The organism is Pseudomonas sp. BNK-30 (assembly GCF_047456185.1).
Classification (GTDB): Bacteria; Pseudomonadota; Gammaproteobacteria; order Pseudomonadales; family Pseudomonadaceae; genus Aquipseudomonas; species Aquipseudomonas putida_E.
In genome coordinates, this window is the sequence record NZ_CP179904.1 from 2,184,171 (window position 1) to 2,201,964 (window position 17,794).

A 17,794-nucleotide genomic window follows, 5' to 3' on the forward strand; every position below is an offset into this window, starting at 1 on the left:
TACAGTTACCTTAAATTACGCAGATACACATGACTGTATCGATACGACGCATTGCTTATCAAGGAAGCCCAGCATGAGCCTTACCATTCGCCCCGCAGTACGCACTGACGCCGCACAGATTCTTGCATTCATCACCGAACTGGCCGAGTACGAGCGTGCGCGCCATGAAGTGGTCGCCACCCTTGCCGATATCGAGCACAGCCTGTTCGATGAGGGCAGCACGGTGCACAGCCTGATCTGCGAACGCGATGGCCAGGCAGTGGGGTTTGCCGTGTATTTCTACAGCTATTCGACGTGGCTGGGGCGCAACGGTATTTACCTGGAAGACCTGTATATCACGCCTGAACAGCGCGGCGGTGGCGCGGGCCGCGACCTGCTGCGGCACATTGCCCGCGAAGCCGTAGAGAACCGCTGCGGGCGGTTGGAATGGAGTGTGCTGGACTGGAATGAACCGGCGATCGGGTTCTACAAATCGCTGGGGGCCGAGCCGCAGGATGAGTGGGTGCGGTACCGGCTGGATGGGGACAGGCTGCTGCAGTTTGCCCGCGGTTGATCGGTAACCTGTGTGGGCTTGCCGGCGATGCAGGCGCTGCGGCGCAGGGCACCGGCTTTGCCGGTGATCGCCGGCAAGCCGGCTCCTACAGGTACCCCGCTGCTCTCAAGCTCAGCGCTAACCCAGTGGGAGCCGGCCGTCACGCGCCGCTGCGCACACGATGCATCACCACCCCCACCAGCACCACATTGACCAGCGCCAACAGGCACAAGGTCACCAGCACCCCCATCGCGCCAAAGTGCTCGAACAGGTAGCCCCCCACCACCGGCGTCAACGCTTGGCCGATCAGCGACGGCCGCGACATGCGCCCCATCAACAGCACGTATTGCGCAGGCGGCATCATCGCCAAGGGCAACAGCCCGCGCACGATCGCCCGCAAGCCATTACCACAACCGAACACCAGCAGGCCCACGGCCGTGGCCGCCGGCACCAGCGTGACCAGCAGCAGACCGACCAGCACCAGGCTGACCCAAGCCAAGGCCGTCCAGATCGGATGGCGCTGGCCGGCCAGAATCTGCAACACCCTGGAGGCCACCTGGCTGGGACCGAGCATCGCCGCCAGGCCAATTGCCACCGGCAGCGAGTGCCCAAGGCCCTGGAGCACGGCTACCAGTTGCACGGCAATTGCCGTCATGATGATCGCGCCAATAGCGAACATGCTGGTCAACAGCAGGTAAAGCTGGCGGTCGACCCCGGTCGCGGTGCCTTGATCCTGTGCCTTGCGTACCTCAACCCGCCCTCCGGCCGGCAACACGCGCCAATACAGAGGCGCCACCACCAACAGCAACACGAGCGCATAGCAGCCGCAAGTGGTGCGCCAGCCCAGGTGTTCGATGGCCAAGGCCACGGTCGGCCAAGACAGGGTCGAGGCGAAACCGGCGATCAGGGTGATACCCGTAATGGCTTTGCCCGCACCCTCGCCATACAACCCGCCAAGGGTGGCGAACAGTGCCTCGTACAGCCCCATCGCCATGCCGACCCCGATCACCACCCAAGCCAGCAAAAACAGCCCCAGGCCCTGGCTGGCTGCCATGATCAGCAAGCCCACCGCAACCACGGCGCCACTGGCTGCCATCTGCGGACGGCCACCGTAGCGTGCAACAAGGCGGCTGGACAGCGGGGCAAGCAGCGCCGAGACCATCAAGCTCAGCGATAGCGCACCGTACACCCACTGGCTGGGCCATCCAGTGTCGCGGCTGATGGGCTCGGCCATCACAGCCATGAGGAAGAACGAACCGCCCCAGACCAGTATTTGCAGGATGCCTAGGCAGACGATGCCAAAGGGCCCGGGGAGTTGAGGGGAGCTGTTCACTATCGGGCCTTGGGTCACATGCGCGGGAGGATCAAAGCTGGCACCCTACCATGCCCGCCATCGATGAAATATCCCGACATATCATTGCGCGTGATAATAACCTTCGCTGCGTTCGATTCGTGCGTCACGCGCAAGGCACTCACACTCCGCCCACTACTAATACTTTGGCGGAGTTCTCCATGGACCACTCACTCAAACCCTTGCGCTTCCCCCTCGCTGCCCTGGCAGTGGTGGTGCTCAGCGCTTGTGGCCGCACCCCAGATGCCGTGCAGGCTCCCGCCGCGCCCAAGGTCACCGTCGCCAAGGTGATCGAGCAGCCGATCAACGAATGGGACGAATTCACTGGCCGCCTCGAGGCCCCGGAAACCGTCGAAGTGCGCCCGCGCGTGTCCGGCCAGATCGACCTGGTGGGCTTCACCGAAGGCGCCCAGGTCAAGAAAGGCGACCTGCTGTTCCAGATCGATCCACGCCCGTTCCAGGCTGAAGTGCGCCGCCTCGAAGCCCAGTTGCAACAGGCCAAGGCCACCGCCATCCGCAGCGCCAATGAAGCTCGCCGTGGCGAGCGTCTGCGTGACAGCAACGCCATCTCCGCCGAGCTTGCCGAGTCGCGCAGCAGCGCTGCCGCCGAGGCCCGCGCCGGGGTCGATGCGATCCAGGCCGAGCTTGACCTGGCCCGCCTGAACCTCAGCTTCACCCGCGTCACCGCGCCGATCAGCGGCCGTGTCAGCCGCGCCCAGTACACCGCCGGCAACATCGTCACTGCCGATGTCACGCCACTGACCAGCGTGGTCTCCACCGACAAGGTCTATGCCTACTTCGATACCGACGAGCGCGTGTACCTCAAGTACACCCAGCTGGCGCGTGAAGGCCAGCGCGGCCAGGCCACCCCGGTCTACCTGGGCCTGACCAACGAAACCGGCAACCCGCATCTGGGCCACATGAACTTCGTCGACAACCAGGTCAACCCGCGCACCGGCACCATCCGTGGCCGCGCCGTGTTCGACAACCGCGACGGCCAGTTCACCCCTGGCCTGTATGCCCGCCTGAAACTGGTGGGCAGCGCCCAGTACGACGCGGTACTGATCAACGATGAAGCCGTGGGCACTGACCTTGGCAAGAAGTTCGTACTGGTCATGGACAAGGACAACAAGGCGACCTACCGCACCGTGGAACTGGGGCCCAAGCTCGAAGGCCTGCGCATCGTACGCAGCGGCCTGGGCAAGGATGACCGCATCGTGGTCAAGGGCCTGCAGCGGGTACGCCCTGGCTCGCCAGTCACCCCGCAAGAAACGCCCATGGCCAGCGAGCAGACCCTCGCCGCCCTCGCCCAGCAGCGCCAGGCTCTGGAAGCCAGCAACCCGGCGCCGAAGGTTGCCGGCACCCATGCAAAAGTCGCCGGCGCCCAAGCGCCGCGCGGTTAAGGGACAACACCGATGAACTTTTCGAAATTCTTCATTACCCGGCCGATCTTCGCCGCGGTGCTGTCGCTGGTGCTGCTGATCGCGGGTTCCATCTCGCTGTTCCAGTTGCCGATCAGTGAATACCCGGAAGTGGTGCCGCCTACCGTGGTGGTGCGCGCCAACTTCCCGGGCGCCAACCCCAAGGTGATCGGCGAAACCGTCGCCGCACCGCTGGAGCAGGCCATCACCGGTGTCGAGAACATGTTGTACATGTCCTCGCAATCCACCGCCGACGGCAAGCTCACCCTGACCATCACCTTCGCCCTGGGCACCGACCTGGACAACGCGCAGGTGCAGGTACAGAACCGCGTCACACGCACCCAGCCCAAGCTGCCGGAAGAAGTGACCCGTATCGGTATCACCGTCGACAAGGCTTCGCCCGACCTGACCATGGTGGTGCACCTGACTTCGCCGGACAACCGCTACGACATGCTCTACCTGTCCAACTACGCCATCCTCAACATCAAGGATGAACTGGCGCGCCTGGGCGGCGTGGGCGATGTGCAACTGTTCGGCATGGGCGACTACTCGCTGCGGGTGTGGCTCGACCCGAACAAGACCGCTTCGCGCAACCTGACCGCCGGTGACGTGGTCGCGGCCATCCGCGAACAGAACCGCCAGGTTGCCGCGGGCCAGCTGGGTGCACCGCCCGCCCCCGGTTCGACCAGCTTCCAGCTGTCGATCAACACCCAGGGCCGGCTGGTGAACGAGGAAGAGTTCGAGAACATCATCATCCGCGCCGGTGCCGATGGCGAAATCACTCGCCTGAAGGACATCGCCCGGGTCGAGCTGGGCTCCAGCCAGTACGCCCTGCGCTCGCTGCTGAACAACCAGCCGGCGGTGGCCATTCCGATCTTCCAGCGCCCGGGCTCAAATGCCATCGAGATCTCCGACGAAGTACGGGCGAAGATGGCCGAGCTGAAGAAAGATTTCCCTGAAGGCATGGACTACAGCATCGTCTATGACCCGACCATCTTCGTGCGTGGCTCCATCGAAGCGGTGGTGCACACCCTGTTCGAAGCGCTGGTGCTGGTGGTGCTGGTGGTGATCCTGTTCCTGCAGACCTGGCGCGCCTCGATCATCCCGCTGCTGGCTGTACCGGTGTCGCTGATCGGGACCTTCGCGGTGATGCACCTGTTCGGCTTCTCGCTCAACGCCCTGTCGCTGTTCGGGCTGGTATTGGCCATCGGTATCGTGGTGGACGACGCCATCGTCGTGGTGGAAAACGTCGAACGCAACATCGGGCTGGGCCTCAAACCGCTGGAGGCCACGCAAAAGGCAATGGGCGAAGTGACCGGGCCGATCATCGCCACCGCCCTGGTGCTGTGCGCAGTGTTCGTGCCCGCCGCGTTCATCTCCGGGCTTACCGGGCAGTTCTACAAACAGTTCGCCCTGACCATCGCCATCTCGACGGTGATTTCGGCGTTCAACTCGCTGACCCTGTCGCCGGCCCTGGCCGCCGTGCTGCTCAAGGACCACCACGCACCTAAGGATCGCTTCTCGCGGCTGCTGGAAAAACTGCTGGGCAGCTGGCTGTTCGCCCCGTTCAACCGCTTCTTCGACCGCGCCAGCCACAGTTACGTCGGTGGCGTGCGCCGGGTCATCCGCTCCAGCGGCATCGCCCTGTTCGTCTATGCCGGTCTGATGGGCCTGACCTACCTGGGTTTCTCGTCCACCCCGACCGGTTTCGTGCCAGCGCAGGACAAGCAGTACCTGGTGGCGTTCGCCCAGTTGCCTGACGCCGCCAGCCTCGACCGCACCGAGGCGGTGATCAAGCGCATGAGCGAAATCGCCCTGAAGCAACCCGGCGTGGCCGACTCGGTAGCCTTCCCGGGCCTGTCGATCAACGGTTTCACCAACAGCCCCAACAGCGGCATCGTGTTCACCCCGCTCAAGCCGTTCGATGAGCGCAAGGACCCGAGCCAGTCGGCAGCGGCCATCGCTGCGGCGTTGAACGCCCAGTTCGCCGACATCCAGGATGCCTACATCGCGATCTTCCCCCCACCGCCAGTACAAGGCCTGGGCACCATCGGCGGCTTCCGCCTGCAGATCGAAGACCGTGGCAACCTGGGCTACGAAGCGCTGTACAAGGAAACCCAGAACATCATCGCCAAGAGCCACAACGTGCCGGAGCTGGCTGGCCTGTTCACCAGTTACCAGGTGAACGTGCCGCAGGTCGATGCGGCCATCGACCGGGAAAAGGCCAAGACCCACGGCGTGGCGATCACCGACATCTTCGACACCCTGCAGGTTTACCTGGGCTCGCTGTACACCAACGACTTCAACCGCTTCGGCCGCACCTACCAGGTCAACGTCCAGGCTGAGCAGCAGTTCCGCCTCGATGCCGAGCAGATCGGCCAGTTGAAGGTGCGCAACAACCTGGGCGAGATGATCCCGCTGGCGACCTTCCTGAAGGTCAGCGACACCTCCGGGCCTGATCGCGTGATGCACTACAACGGCTTCATCACTGCGGAAATCAACGGCGCGGCTGCCCCGGGCTACAGTTCCGGCCAGGCCGAAGCGGCCATCGAGAAACTGCTGAACGAGGAACTGCCCAACGGCATGACCTTCGAGTGGACAGACCTGACCTACCAGCAGATCCTCTCCGGCAACACCGCGCTGCTGGTGTTCCCGCTGTGCGTGCTGCTGGCGTTCCTGGTGCTGGCGGCCCAATACGAAAGCTGGAGCCTGCCGCTGGCGGTGATCCTGATCGTGCCGATGACCTTGCTGTCGGCGATTACCGGAGTGATCGTCTCCGGTGGCGACAACAACATCTTCACCCAGATCGGTTTGATCGTACTGGTGGGCCTGGCGTGCAAGAACGCCATCCTTATCGTCGAGTTCGCCAAGGACGAACAGGCCAAGGGCCTCGACCCGCTGGCTGCGGTGCTGGAAGCCTGCCGCCTGCGCCTGCGGCCGATCCTGATGACCTCGATTGCGTTCATCATGGGCGTGGTGCCGCTAGTGTTCTCCTCCGGTGCCGGCTCGGAAATGCGCCATGCGATGGGCGTCGCGGTGTTCTCGGGGATGATCGGCGTGACCGTGTTCGGCCTGTTCCTGACACCGGTGTTCTTCTTCCTGATTCGCCGTTTCGTCGAACGTCGCCAGGCCCGCAAGGCCGAACGCGTTCAATCGCTGGAGAACCACGCATGAAGCTGCTCAAACCCCTGACCCCGAGCCTGCTGGCCCTGGCCCTGGCGGCCTGCGCGGTAGGCCCGGACTACAAAGCGCCGGACACTGAGCCTGCGCGTTTGGCCAGCGACGTGCAGGCCAAGGCCTTCGACCGTAGCCGCTTCGAAAGCGTGTGGTGGAAGCAGTTCGATGACCCGGTACTCAACCAGTTGGTGCAGGCTTCGCTGGACGGCAACCGCGACCTGCGCGTGGCCTTTGCACGGCTCAAGTCGGCGCGGGCGATCCGCGATGATGCCGCCAATGACCAGTTGCCGGTGGTCACCAGCCGCGCCAGCAGTGAGATCGGCAAGGGCCAGGTACCCGGCCAGACCGATCAACGGGTCAACAGCGAGCGTTACGACCTGGGCCTGGACATGGCCTGGGAGCTCGACCTGTTCGGCCGTATCCAGCGCCAGATCGAGGCCAGCGACGCTCAGGCAGCGGCCGCCCAGGCCGACCTGCAACAGCTGCAGGTCAGCCTGATCGCCGAACTGGTCGATGCCTATGGCCAACTGCGGGGTGCACAACTGCGCGAGAAGATCGCCGTGGCCAACCTCAAGACCCAGCAGGAGTCGCGCAGCATCACGGTGACCCTGCGCGACGCCGGGGTCGGCAACGAGCTCGATGTGGTGCGCGCCGACGCCCGCCTGGCCGGGGTCGAAGCCACCGTGCCACAACTGCAGGCCGAGCAGGCACGGGCTCGCCACCGGATTGCCACCCTGCTCGGCCAGCGCCCGGATGCCCTGAGCGTGGACCTCTCGCCCAAGGCCTTGCCGGCTATCGCCAAGGCCCTGCCGGTGGGCGATCCGGGTGAGCTGCTGCGCCGCCGCCCGGATATCCGTAGTGCCGAGCGCCAACTGGCCGCAGCCACCGCCAATGTGGGCGTGGCGACTGCCGACCTGTTCCCGCGGGTGAGCCTGAGCGGCTTTTTAGGCTTTACCGCCGCGCGCGGTTCGCAGATCGGTTCGTCGGCAGCCAACGCCTGGGGGCTGGGGCCAAGCATCACTTGGGCTGCGTTCGATCTGGGCAGCGTGCGGGCCCGACTGCGCGGTGCCAAAGCCGATGCCGAAGGGGCCTTGGCCAACTATGAGCAACAGGTACTGCTGGCCTTGGAAGAGTCGGCCAACGCCTTCAGCGACTATGACAAGACCCAGCAGCGGCTGCTGTCGCTGATGCGCCAGAGCGAGGCCAGCCGCAAGGCGGCTGACCTGGCTTCGGTGCGTTACCGCGAAGGTACGGTGGATTATCTGGTGCTGCTCGATGCCGAGCGTGAGCGGCTGAGCGCCGAAGATGCACAGGCGCAGGGCGAGGTTGACCTGTATCGCGGCATTGTCTCGATCTACAAGGCGCTGGGCGGCGGCTGGCAGCCGGACTCGGTGGCCAGCGTGCGCTGATTTCCCACTTTTTAAACGACTCCTTTGGTTGGCTCCTCCCCCAACCGTTTGCCCCGCTGGCCTTGGCTTGCGGGGCTTTTTTTGGTTTGTTTACAGGTCGCTGATGGTGCGGCCGGGCGCATGCCTTGATTGCTGTACTGCCCTTGCAGCCCACGCCAATCTGCCCCAAGCTTCCACTTCCCCTGCCATGGCCCCCTCCGATGCCCACACGCCACCGCTACCTGATCGCTGCTTTACTGCTGATTCTGGTATCAGTCGGCATCGCCTACCTGCGCCGCGATACCCCGCCAGCACAACCGACACTACCCCCGCACAGCTACGCCAAAGCCCTGCGCCAGGCGCATGAAGGCCAACCGGGCGCTGCGCGGGTGCTCTACCAGCAACTGCAACGCAACGACCTGGCGCCGATCCGCCGCGCAGCCCTGTACGCAGAGCTGCCCAACTACCCCTCGCCACAAGCGCTGAAACTGGCCCGCATGGACCTGGAAAACGATGAGCCCTTGGTCCGTCGCGCGGCCATCGCCAGCATCCGCCGCCTGCTGCCCGCCGCACAACGCAGCCTGGTTCTTGGCCCCCTGCTCGATGATGACGAGCAAAGTGTACGCTTTGCCGCCGTCGATGCCTTGCTTGGCCTGGACCCCGACGCCATTGGTCTGTACTTCGGCCCACTGCAGGCGGCACTGGAGCAATACCAGCAAACGCTGGAAAAACAACCTGAGGATGCGGCGGCCCAGGTGCACCTGGCACGCCTGTATCTGCATGAGAATGACTACACCGAGGCCGCAGCCGCCCTGCACCGCAGCCTTGCATCAAATCCGGACAACCTCGACGCCCTGGCGACCCAGGTACGCTTGCTCGAACGTCAAGGCCATCACGACCAGTCCCGGCAGGTACTGGCCCAGGCACTGGCGCTGCGACCGGATTCGGCCTTCCTGCAACACGAACTGGGGCGCTGGCTGATCCGCCATGGCCAGCGCGAATTCGCCCTGCTCGCGTTGTCCCGCGCGGTCGAGCTGGAGCCGGACAATGCCGACTATCGCTATAACCTGGCAGTGACCCTGCACGACCTGGAACAGTCCGATGCAGCGCAAAAGCAGCTTGAAACCCTGCTCAGCCGGCAACCGGCCAACCGGCGGGCACGGGTGTTGCTGATTCGATACTGGAAAGAAACAGGTCAATTGCAGAACGTTCAGGTGCTGCTTGCCGAACTGGAGCGGCAAAACCCGGATGACCCATTTCTGCAGCAAGGACTTTAGATACGTTGAACCCTGGGGGTTTGCCTGCGGTCCAGTGGGTAACGGACCACTCACGGCTTGGCCAGGCATGGCAGCCCTTAAGGAGAATCACATTGGCCAGCTCGCTGTCGCTGGACGAACGTGCCTTGATTCTGGCACCCAGGCAACTTGCCACGCACACCTCGACGTTTCTGACGAGCGCTGGCATCGATTGCGTGTGTTCGCGCGACATCACCCATCTGCGGGACGGGCTGGACAGAGGCGCAGGCTTGCTGGTCGTCGACGAACACACGCTCAACAGCAGCCAAAATGAACTGCTGCAGGCTTTTATCGACCAGCAACCGCCCTGGTCGGACCTCCCCATCGTGCTGCTCACGCAAACCCCACAAGCCTCAGCCAGCCCCTGTACGCCCGCCGACCATCCACTGGGTAACCTGACACTGCTGGCTATTCCGTTCGAAGATGAACAGTTGCTTGAACTGATCAAGTTGGCGCTGCGTCAACGTCGCCGGCAATACCTGGCTCGCGACCAGTTAGTCGATCTGCAGCAACGCCTGGATGGACACAGCGAGGCACAGCACAGCACCGAGCAGGCTATGCACCAGACCCGCAAGATGGACGCCATCGGGCAATTGGCCGGGGGGGTGGCTCACGATTTCAATAATCTGCTGACCAGTATCGGGGGGAGCTTCGAACTGATCGACAGGCGGTTGAAACAAGGCAGCACCAAGGGGCTGGAAGGCCTGCTCAGCAGGGGGCAGGAAGCCGTTTCGCGTGCAGCGCGCCTCACCCATCGGCTGTTGGCGTTTTCGTCCCGACAATCGCTGCACAGCCGTCGCATCGACTTACGGGCGCTGCTGCAGCCACAACGGCTGGAGGCCGTACTGCAGCATGGCGTATTACTGCAACTGCAAATACCTGAACACACCTGGCCAGTGGCCGGCGACGACACACAATTGCAAGAAGCCGTGGACAACCTGCTGCTCAATGCCTGCGAAGCCATGCCCAACGGTGGCAAGGTGCGTGTAGAAGCCAGCAATCGAGAGGTAGCAGCGACGCAGTTCGCCGATGGCAGCCTGGCGGTGGGCGACTATACGTGCCTGAGCGTCACTGACGAAGGCCAAGGCATGTCGCAGAGCACGCTCGAACATGCCTTCGAGCCGTTCTTCAGCACCAAGCCGGTGGGCCAAGGTATCGGCCTGGGCCTTTCGATGGTCTACGGCTTCAGCAAACAGTCCCAGGGGCATGTGGTACTGCATAGCCAGATAGGCCAAGGTACCCGCGTGGACCTTTACCTGCCGCGCCACCTGGAGCAGGAGCAAACCCAGGTGCAAGCAGCCCCACCACGTTCACAGGGTGGCGGCCGCACGGTACTGGTGGTCGAGGATGATCCGGATGTGCGCCAGTTGTTGTGCCAGACCCTGCAGGAGCAGGGTTTCCCGTGTTGCAGTGCCTGCAATGCCAGTGAGGCCCTGCAGGTATTGCGCTCATCCAAGGCAATCGACCTGCTGGTCAGTGACGTTGGCCTGCCGGGGATGAACGGGCGGCAACTGGCAGAGATCGCCCGTACCTTGCACCCTCACCTGCCCATATTGTTCATCACTGGCTACACCGAAACGGCAATGGCCCGGGAGGGTTTTCTCGGTGCCGGCATGCAACTGATGTGCAAACCATTCGAACTGGCGCAATTTCATGCCCGAGTAATGCAGATTCTCGGTGAGACCTGACGGGCTCAGTCGTCCAGCAACAGCAGTGCCTGGTTGGCCAAGGTCGACAATTCAAAGGGTTTGATCAGCAGCGCCGTGCCTGGCACTTGCAACAGGCCAGGTTCCAGCGGTTGATCGGTATAGCCGGTGATGAACAGCATCTTCTGGCAAGGGTTGACCGTACGCATGACCTTGGCCAATTGCTGCCCACTGAAGCCTTCAGGTAGCCCGATGTCGGTGATGACCAGATCGTACGGGCCATCGTGACGAAAGCGCTCCATCGCGGTATTGGCGTCGGCCACATCACTCACCGTAAAACCTCGCTCGCGCAGATACTCGCCCATGACCGTGCGCAGGTTATGCTCGTCGTCGATCAACAACACACGCCGCCCACTGGCCAGGGAAACCTGGGGCATCGCCGCAGCAGGCGTTTGCGGTATCGCTTCCAGGCATCGGGGGAAGAGCATGCAGACCTTCGTACCTTGGCCCGGTGACGACTCGATCCATACGTAACCGCCAGATTGGCCGACGAAGCCATGCACCATCGCCAGCCCCATCCCTGAGCCGCGCCCAGTGGGCTTGGTGGTAAAAAATGGCTCGAAGGCCTTGGCCACATCCTTGGCCGGCATGCCATGGCCATCGTCCATGATCTGCAAGCCAAGATAGTCACCTGGCGCCAGACCGCCCTCTTCAGGGAAGGCCGAGGCCAGCCTGGTGTTGATCGTGCGAATCGCAACGTTGCCGCGGCCCAGGCAGGCTTCTCGCGCATTGGCGCACAGGTTGATCAGGCTGCTTTCCAATTGGCCGACATCCAGACACACGGTCCATGGGTCGACATCCAGTTCCCAGGACAAACTCATTTCAGTGCCAACTGCATGGCGCAACATCGGTTCCATGGCAGCCAGGTGGCGGTTCATGTCCAGCGGTGCCGGGGCCAAAGGCTGATGGCGGGAGAAAACCAACAGGCGGTGGGTCAGGTTCATGGCCCGCTGCACCGAGTCGCGCGCCAACGCCACGTAACTGTCAATACGCTCCATGCGCCCCTGGCTCAAACGCCGCTGCAACAATTCAAGGCTGCCGCCAATACCCGACAACAGGTTGTTCATCTCATGGGCCATGCCCCCGGCCAGATGACCGACCACCTCCAGCCTCTGGGTGTTGCGCAGCAGGACCTGAGACTGACGCATGGCCGCCTCACGGTCGCCTGTAATGTCTCGCCCAACGGCAGTCAGCACCGAGCCGTCGAAGCTGCCACTCCAGTGGAACCAGCGGTAATGCCCGTCGACATGGCGCACACGTGTTTCGAGCTCTGCAGGCCCTCTGTCGTTGACGAAATCGATTGCAGCCGCTTCAACTTCATCCCTGTCGGCCGGATGAACCAGTTCCAGGATCGACATGCCCCGCACCTCAACCTCGCTCCAGCCCAGGGCGCGATGCCAGGCCGGGTTGGCTGCCAGCATCTTCAGGTCCAGGCTCACGGTGATCATGGCATCGCGCGACAGGCGCCACATGTAGTCGCGGTCAGCCATGTATCGCGCTATCTGACGCTCGAATGTCTGCGCCTGCTCGCGCCACTTGCCATGTGCGGTCACACCGGCGGAGCTCTGGATCACGGTGTGAAGCATACCTACAACTTCATGGTGCTCGTCACGGATTGGCGCATAACTGAAGACGTACCACGCCTGCCCCCCCGTCTTTGCGCACTTGATCTCATAAGGCTGATCATCGACAAAACTGGTACCACCCTGCAGTGCCTTGAACACCCATGGACCGATATCGTCCCAAACGTTGCTCCACAACGAATCGAAGCGCCTGCCCAGTGCCTGATCCAGGCCACCCAGCAGCGCCACATAGGAATCGTTGTGAACAACGGTCATATTGGGCCCCCAGACCACGGCACTGGGGAAAGAGGAAAGGAGCATCATGTCGATCGCAATGCGCAACGAAGGCTCCCAGTGCGGCAAGGGCCCAAGGTCCGTATGCCGCCAGTCGAACTGCACGATCCTCTCCCTCATGCCACCAGCCGACTCTTTTGTAGGGGTCAGTAATACGCCGTTCGGCGAGGGATCGTAAGGTGTGCTGTTAGCGACCAAGGTGATGGTTCCACTGTTGCTCAAGACTGACGAAGTGATCCTGCATCATCGGCTCCCCGGTTAACTGCTGCAATAGGCCTTTGGCACCACGCCTGCACTCTGGCACCCAAGAGCGGGCAGTGCAAACAACATCGGCCAGCGCAGGAAGCAGCACAAGGCCACTCCCCATACGCTTGCCCGCAAACGCCAGCTATGCTCTATAGGCTTTGCGTGCCATGAGCTGACTTCCCGTTTGATTACAGGCAGGAGTGTAGTAATGAGCAAGAAAATTCTGGTGGTGCTGACCAATACCGCCAAATATCCGACCCTGAGCAGGGCAACCGGTTTATGGCTGGGTGAAGCCGTGCATTTTGTCGATGTGGTTCAGCAGGCAGGTTTTACGGTCGACTACGTCAGCCCCGGCGGCGGCTACGTGCCAATCGATCCGCACAGCCTGCAGATGGCCCCCGAGTTGGATTGGAGCTATTACAACGACAAGGCCTTCATGAACCGGCTGGGCGCCTCGCTAAGCCCCGGCCAGGTCACAGCAGACGAATACTGTGCCATCTATTACACCGGTGGCCATGGCGTTATGTGGGACTTCCCTGACAACCCGCAATTGCAGGAGCTGGCGCGCAAGATATACGAAAAGAATGGCGTTGTGGCCGCTGTCTGCCACGGGGTGGCAGGCCTGCTGAACATCAAGCTCAGCGATAACAAGTTGCTGCTCAAGGACAGCCAGGTCACCGGTTTTTCCAATACTGAAGAAAAGCTTGCCGAACTCGAGGAGGTGGTGCCGTTTCTCACCGAGAACGAACTGGGAGCACGAGGGGGTATTTACAGCAAGCATGATGATCCCTGGAAGCCTTTTGTAGTCTGTGACGGCCGCCTGATCACGGGACAAAACCCCGCCTCTACGCGTTTACTGGCAGAGAAGGTAATTCAGACGCTCAATGGGTAATCCTTCTTACGTCTCGACAATGCAAATCCTCAGTCAGACACGGTTGCGGATTACAGTAGGGGCACCCCTGAATACATAGGCTCTTCGGTCAACTGTCCATCCCGGACAACTCGGATCAGGAGGGCTGCAGTCCCATGTCAAAATTCAGGGTTCTCGGTCGCAGCATGATGGCACTGCTGCTGACACTGGCGATCAGTTTGATACCTGTTGCGTCAGGCTTGATGGTGATGGTCTATCAGCATGACAACAAGCTCAAAGAGACGGCTCGCGTATCGTTGAAGGAAGCCATCTTTTCCATTGATATGTCCCTTAACCGCTTGCACGACGCTGCTTTGGTGGCAATGCCGCTGGCTGGCAGCGCTTGCGAGACAGCCAAGGCGCACCTGTTGAAACAGGTTCAAGACGTCCGTTACCTGCGAGCGCTGGCATTGACCACCGATGCCCGTATCTACTGTGACACCCTGGTTCCTCCCCGTGCGAAAAACAGGTTTGCGACTGGCTCCGAGGCACCGGTACAACTGATCTTCGATTCTCCTGCAGCGCCCAATGCAGTGCTTGTCGCCTACCAGCTTCGCCGCGAAAATCTGGGTGTGATAGCGTCAACCTACGGCATGGAGCTGCGCAACGAACTGCGTGCATTTCAAACCGGGCTGGTGTTGCTGCTGGAGTTCCAAGATTTTTACATCTGGGCAGATGGCGACAGCCGAGACCCTGCCCGCCCCTCTCAATCCGAGTTCTTCATGAGCGGGAAATCGGACAAGTACGGCTACACCGTGAAGGTCGGCTATCCCGACGGCTTTGCCGCTGATGAAAGGCGCCAGATGCTGATGCAGATCCTGCCGTCACTTGCGTTGATCGGCATCATCACAGGTTCGATCTTCTACTGGGGGCTGTTCAGGCAATGGGGTAAGCGTGACTGTACCGCCGCCCGAAAAGCATGACGGCGGTACACTTCACTTATTGAACGTCGAGCACGCCTCGGCGAACCTGGTCGCGTTCGATCGACTCGAACAGCGCCTTGAAGTTGCCTTCGCCAAAGCCGTCATCGCCTTTGCGCTGGATGAACTCGAAGAATACCGGCCCGAGCAGGGTTTCAGAGAAAATCTGCAGCAGCAGGCGCTTGTCGCCTGCCTCGGAAGCGCCGTCCAGGAGAATGCCGCGAGCCTGCAATTGGTCGACCGGTTCACCGTGCCCTGGCAGGCGCTCTTCGAGCATTTCGTAATAGGTCTGCGGCGGCGCAGTCATGAAGCGCATGCCGTAGCCCTTGAGCGCATCCCAGGTCTTGAGCAGGTCATCGGTGAGGAAGGCCACATGCTGGATGCCCTCACCGTTGAACTGCATCAGGAATTCTTCGATCTGCCCCGCCCCTTTGGACGATTCTTCATTGAGCGGGATGCGGATCATGCCATCCGGAGCGGTCATGGCCTTGGAGGTCAGGCCGGTGTACTCGCCCTTGATGTCGAAGTAACGAATCTCGCGGAAGTTGAAGAGTTTTTCGTAGAAGCCGGCCCAGTAAGCCATACGGCCGCGATACACGTTGTGGGTCAGGTGATCGATGATCTTCAGGCCTGCGCCCGCCGGGTGGCGGTCGACGCCTTCGATGAAGTTGAAATCGATGTCGTAGATCGAGCTGCCTTCTTCGAAGCGGTCGATCAGGTACAGCGGAGCGCCGCCGATGCCCTTGATCGCCGGCAGGCGCAGTTCCATCGGGCCGGTTTCGATCTCGACTGGCTGGGCGCCCAACTCCAGGGCACGGGCATAGGCTTCATGAGCGTTGCGTACCCGGAACGCCATACCGCACACCGACGGACCATGCTCGGCTGCAAAGTAGGAGGCGATGCTTTTCGGCTCGTTATTGAGAATAAGGTTGATGCCACCTTGACGATAAAGGTGCACGTCCTTGGAGCGGTGTGTCGCCACCTTGGTGAAACCGAGCATCTGGAACACCGGCTCCAGAACGCCAGGGGTTGGCGAAGCCAGTTCAATGAATTCAAAGCCCATCAGGCCCATAGGATTGTCGAAGATATCAGCCATGTTCGTGTCCTCATCTGCAGCGAAAATTATTGAGTGCGTGGGATGTGGTACGAAAATGGCGGCGAGCAGGGGATGCCGCGCACGCTTCTGGCGAGGAAGTCACCAATGATCAGCTTGAACCCTTGGTTTGTCATATAGTCCCATTCTCGGTGGGGTTGATCCTTCAATGAAGAAAGACCTTATTGTTGTAATCGTAAACCGATTCTACAGTGCGTAAATTTCTTTGTCGCGCATTAGTTCTCCGCCCGCGCCGACAAACGGCTATCCTCAGTCATTTCATGTAAAGATTACGCCAACATGCCCCTGCGCAGTAAAAGTCCCGCCCGCTGGAGCTGGCGCACCCTTCTCCCCTGGGGCGTTGGCATCTTGCCTCTGGCGTTCGGCCTGATCGTGATGAACTGGCAAATCGAGCGCGAACTGCGCGCCAGCAGCCAGGCCACCACGCGGCAAGTGGTCGAACAGGTCGAGCATATTCTCGACAGCCTTTCCGGTGCCGCTCAGGCCTTGCTGCCGTTGGCTGGCAGCCCGTGCGGGCAAGTCGAACTGGCCTTGCGTGGGCAAGTGACGCGCAACGCCTTTGTGCGTTCGACCAACCTGTTCCGGCAAGACACGCTGTACTGCACCTCTCTGTTCGGCGAGTTCGACGAGCCGGTAGACGCCCGCGACTACACCGATGGCAAGCTGTGGCTGATGGACGGCAATTCGGTGACACCCGGGCACCCGTTGCTGGTGTATCGGGCCAGTGACGGCGACCGAGGCGCCATCACCACCGTGGATGGCGACCATCTGCTGACCGCACTGCGCCTTATCGGCCCCAGCGAGGCGCTGCAATTGCGTGTCGGCACGGCGTGGATGGGCAAGGATGGCGTGGTGCATCAAGGCCTACCGCCCACCGCAGCCATTGGCGACGTGACGCTCGGATCGACGCACTACCCTTTCAGCGTTCACGGCGGTTATGCCGCCGACAAGCGAGGCGAAGTGCTGCGCAGCCGCTACCCGGCACTGCTCAGCTTGCTGCTGTTGCTCGGCATGGCGGCAGGTTGCGCATGCCGCTGGCAGATCCGCCGCGCCAACTCACCACGCGCCGAACTGCGCCGTGCGCTGGAAGCTGACGAGTTCCTGCCGTACTTCCAGCCGGTGGTGCGCAAAGGCGATTATCGCTGGGCTGGCGCCGAAGTGCTGATGCGCTGGAACCACCCGCACGAGGGCCTGGTGCGCCCCGACCTGTTCATTCCCTATGCCGAACACAGTGGCCAGATCGTCGACATGACCCGTGCGCTGATGCAGCACACGGCGCACAGCCTGGCGCCTTACGCTGCGTTGCTGGAAGACGGCTTCCATATCGGCATCAACATTACGGCCGATCACTGCCGTGACCTCGCCCTGATCGACGACTGCCGCTCATTCCTCGAGCACTTCCCCCCCGGGCGCGTGGTGCTGACGCTGGAGCTGACTGAACGCAAACTGATCGAGGCCACCGGGGTAACCCTCGAACTGTTCGAAAAACTCCACGAAATGGGCGTGATGATCGCACTGGATGACTTCGGCACCGGCCAGTCCAGCCTCAGTTATCTGCGCCAGTTCAAGGTCGACTACCTGAAAATCGACCAGAGCTTCGTGGCAATGATCGGAGGTGATGCACTGTCGCAACACATCCTTGACAGCATCATCGAGCTGTCGGCGAAGCTAGGCCTGGGCATCGTCGCCGAAGGCGTGGAAAGCGAAGTGCAGCGCGACTATCTGGCCCGGTATGGCGTGGACTTTCAGCAAGGCTATCTGTTCGCCAGGCCAATGCCGGCCGCGCAATTTCTTCAGGCACTGGCCACGCGCCCCGGCGCGAGACAGTTGCCGCATGACGCGGCCCCTGAGATCATGCGCGGCTGATCCAGCCGCCCA

Annotated in this window: 12 protein-coding genes; 9 read left to right on the forward strand and 3 right to left on the reverse strand. The window is 61.9% G+C overall.

The features are described 5' to 3' along the window. The first annotated feature begins 73 nt into the window (after nt 1-73). On the forward strand, nt 74-553 hold the full coding sequence (locus ACMGGN_RS10190) for a GNAT family N-acetyltransferase (protein WP_046787675.1): 480 nt from the start codon (nt 74-76) through the stop codon (nt 551-553). A gap of 139 nt (nt 554-692) precedes the next feature. On the opposite strand, the gene ACMGGN_RS10195 is transcribed toward ACMGGN_RS10190, so the two are convergent. After that, nucleotides 693-1,814 (reverse strand): MFS transporter, encoded by a 1,122-nt coding sequence (locus tag ACMGGN_RS10195; protein WP_414156829.1) that lies wholly within the window; start codon nt 1,812-1,814, stop codon nt 693-695. 230 nt (nt 1,815-2,044) lie between these two features. On the opposite strand from ACMGGN_RS10195, the gene mexE reads away from it, so the two are divergent. The 5 genes from mexE to ACMGGN_RS10220 all read left to right on the forward strand — a co-directional run bounded on the left by mexE (nt 2,045) and on the right by ACMGGN_RS10220 (nt 10,852). Further along, nucleotides 2,045-3,286, forward strand: coding sequence for a multidrug efflux RND transporter periplasmic adaptor subunit MexE (gene mexE / locus ACMGGN_RS10200; protein WP_115275000.1), 1,242 nt, complete (start codon nt 2,045-2,047; stop codon nt 3,284-3,286). Nucleotides 3,287-3,298: 12 nt separating this feature from the next. After that, on the forward strand, nt 3,299-6,478 hold the full coding sequence (locus ACMGGN_RS10205) for an efflux RND transporter permease subunit (protein ID WP_012314307.1): 3,180 nt from the start codon (nt 3,299-3,301) through the stop codon (nt 6,476-6,478). Beyond that, nucleotides 6,475-7,890, forward strand: a complete 1,416-nt coding sequence (locus ACMGGN_RS10210) for an efflux transporter outer membrane subunit (RefSeq protein ID WP_115275002.1) — start codon at nt 6,475-6,477, stop codon at nt 7,888-7,890. Before ACMGGN_RS10205 ends, ACMGGN_RS10210 begins: the two co-directional genes overlap by 4 nt. Nucleotides 7,891-8,090: 200 nt before the next feature. After that, nucleotides 8,091-9,146 (forward strand): tetratricopeptide repeat protein, encoded by a 1,056-nt coding sequence (locus tag ACMGGN_RS10215; protein ID WP_115275003.1) that lies wholly within the window; start codon nt 8,091-8,093, stop codon nt 9,144-9,146. A gap of 92 nt (nt 9,147-9,238) precedes the next feature. After that, on the forward strand, nt 9,239-10,852 hold the full coding sequence (locus ACMGGN_RS10220; RefSeq protein WP_119688950.1) for a response regulator: 1,614 nt from the start codon (nt 9,239-9,241) through the stop codon (nt 10,850-10,852). A gap of 5 nt (nt 10,853-10,857) precedes the next feature. On the opposite strand, the gene ACMGGN_RS10225 is transcribed toward ACMGGN_RS10220, so the two are convergent. Further along, a complete protein-coding gene (locus tag ACMGGN_RS10225) occupies nt 10,858-12,846 on the reverse strand; it encodes a PAS domain-containing sensor histidine kinase (protein WP_204917844.1) in 1,989 nt (662 codons plus the stop codon). A 334-nt stretch (nt 12,847-13,180) separates the two neighbouring features. Here ACMGGN_RS10225 and ACMGGN_RS10230 point away from each other — a divergent pair, with 334 nt between their 5' ends. Further along, entirely contained in the window at nt 13,181-13,864 is a 684-nt protein-coding gene (locus ACMGGN_RS10230; protein ID WP_115275006.1) for a type 1 glutamine amidotransferase domain-containing protein, read from the forward strand. 134 nt (nt 13,865-13,998) lie between these two features. After that, on the forward strand, nt 13,999-14,805 hold the full coding sequence (locus tag ACMGGN_RS10235) for a CSS-motif domain-containing protein (protein ID WP_115275007.1): 807 nt from the start codon (nt 13,999-14,001) through the stop codon (nt 14,803-14,805). Between the two features lie 16 nt (nt 14,806-14,821). Here the strand turns inward: ACMGGN_RS10235 and hppD are convergent, their stop codons facing one another. Beyond that, nucleotides 14,822-15,898 (reverse strand): 4-hydroxyphenylpyruvate dioxygenase, encoded by a 1,077-nt coding sequence (gene hppD, locus ACMGGN_RS10240; protein ID WP_046787683.1) that lies wholly within the window; start codon nt 15,896-15,898, stop codon nt 14,822-14,824. Between the two features lie 297 nt (nt 15,899-16,195). Between hppD and ACMGGN_RS10245 the strand changes: the two genes are divergently transcribed. Next, nucleotides 16,196-17,782: an EAL domain-containing protein gene (locus tag ACMGGN_RS10245; RefSeq protein ID WP_414156737.1), complete on the forward strand. Its 1,587-nt coding sequence runs from the start codon at nt 16,196-16,198 to the stop codon at nt 17,780-17,782. Nucleotides 17,783-17,794 lie beyond the last annotated feature (12 nt).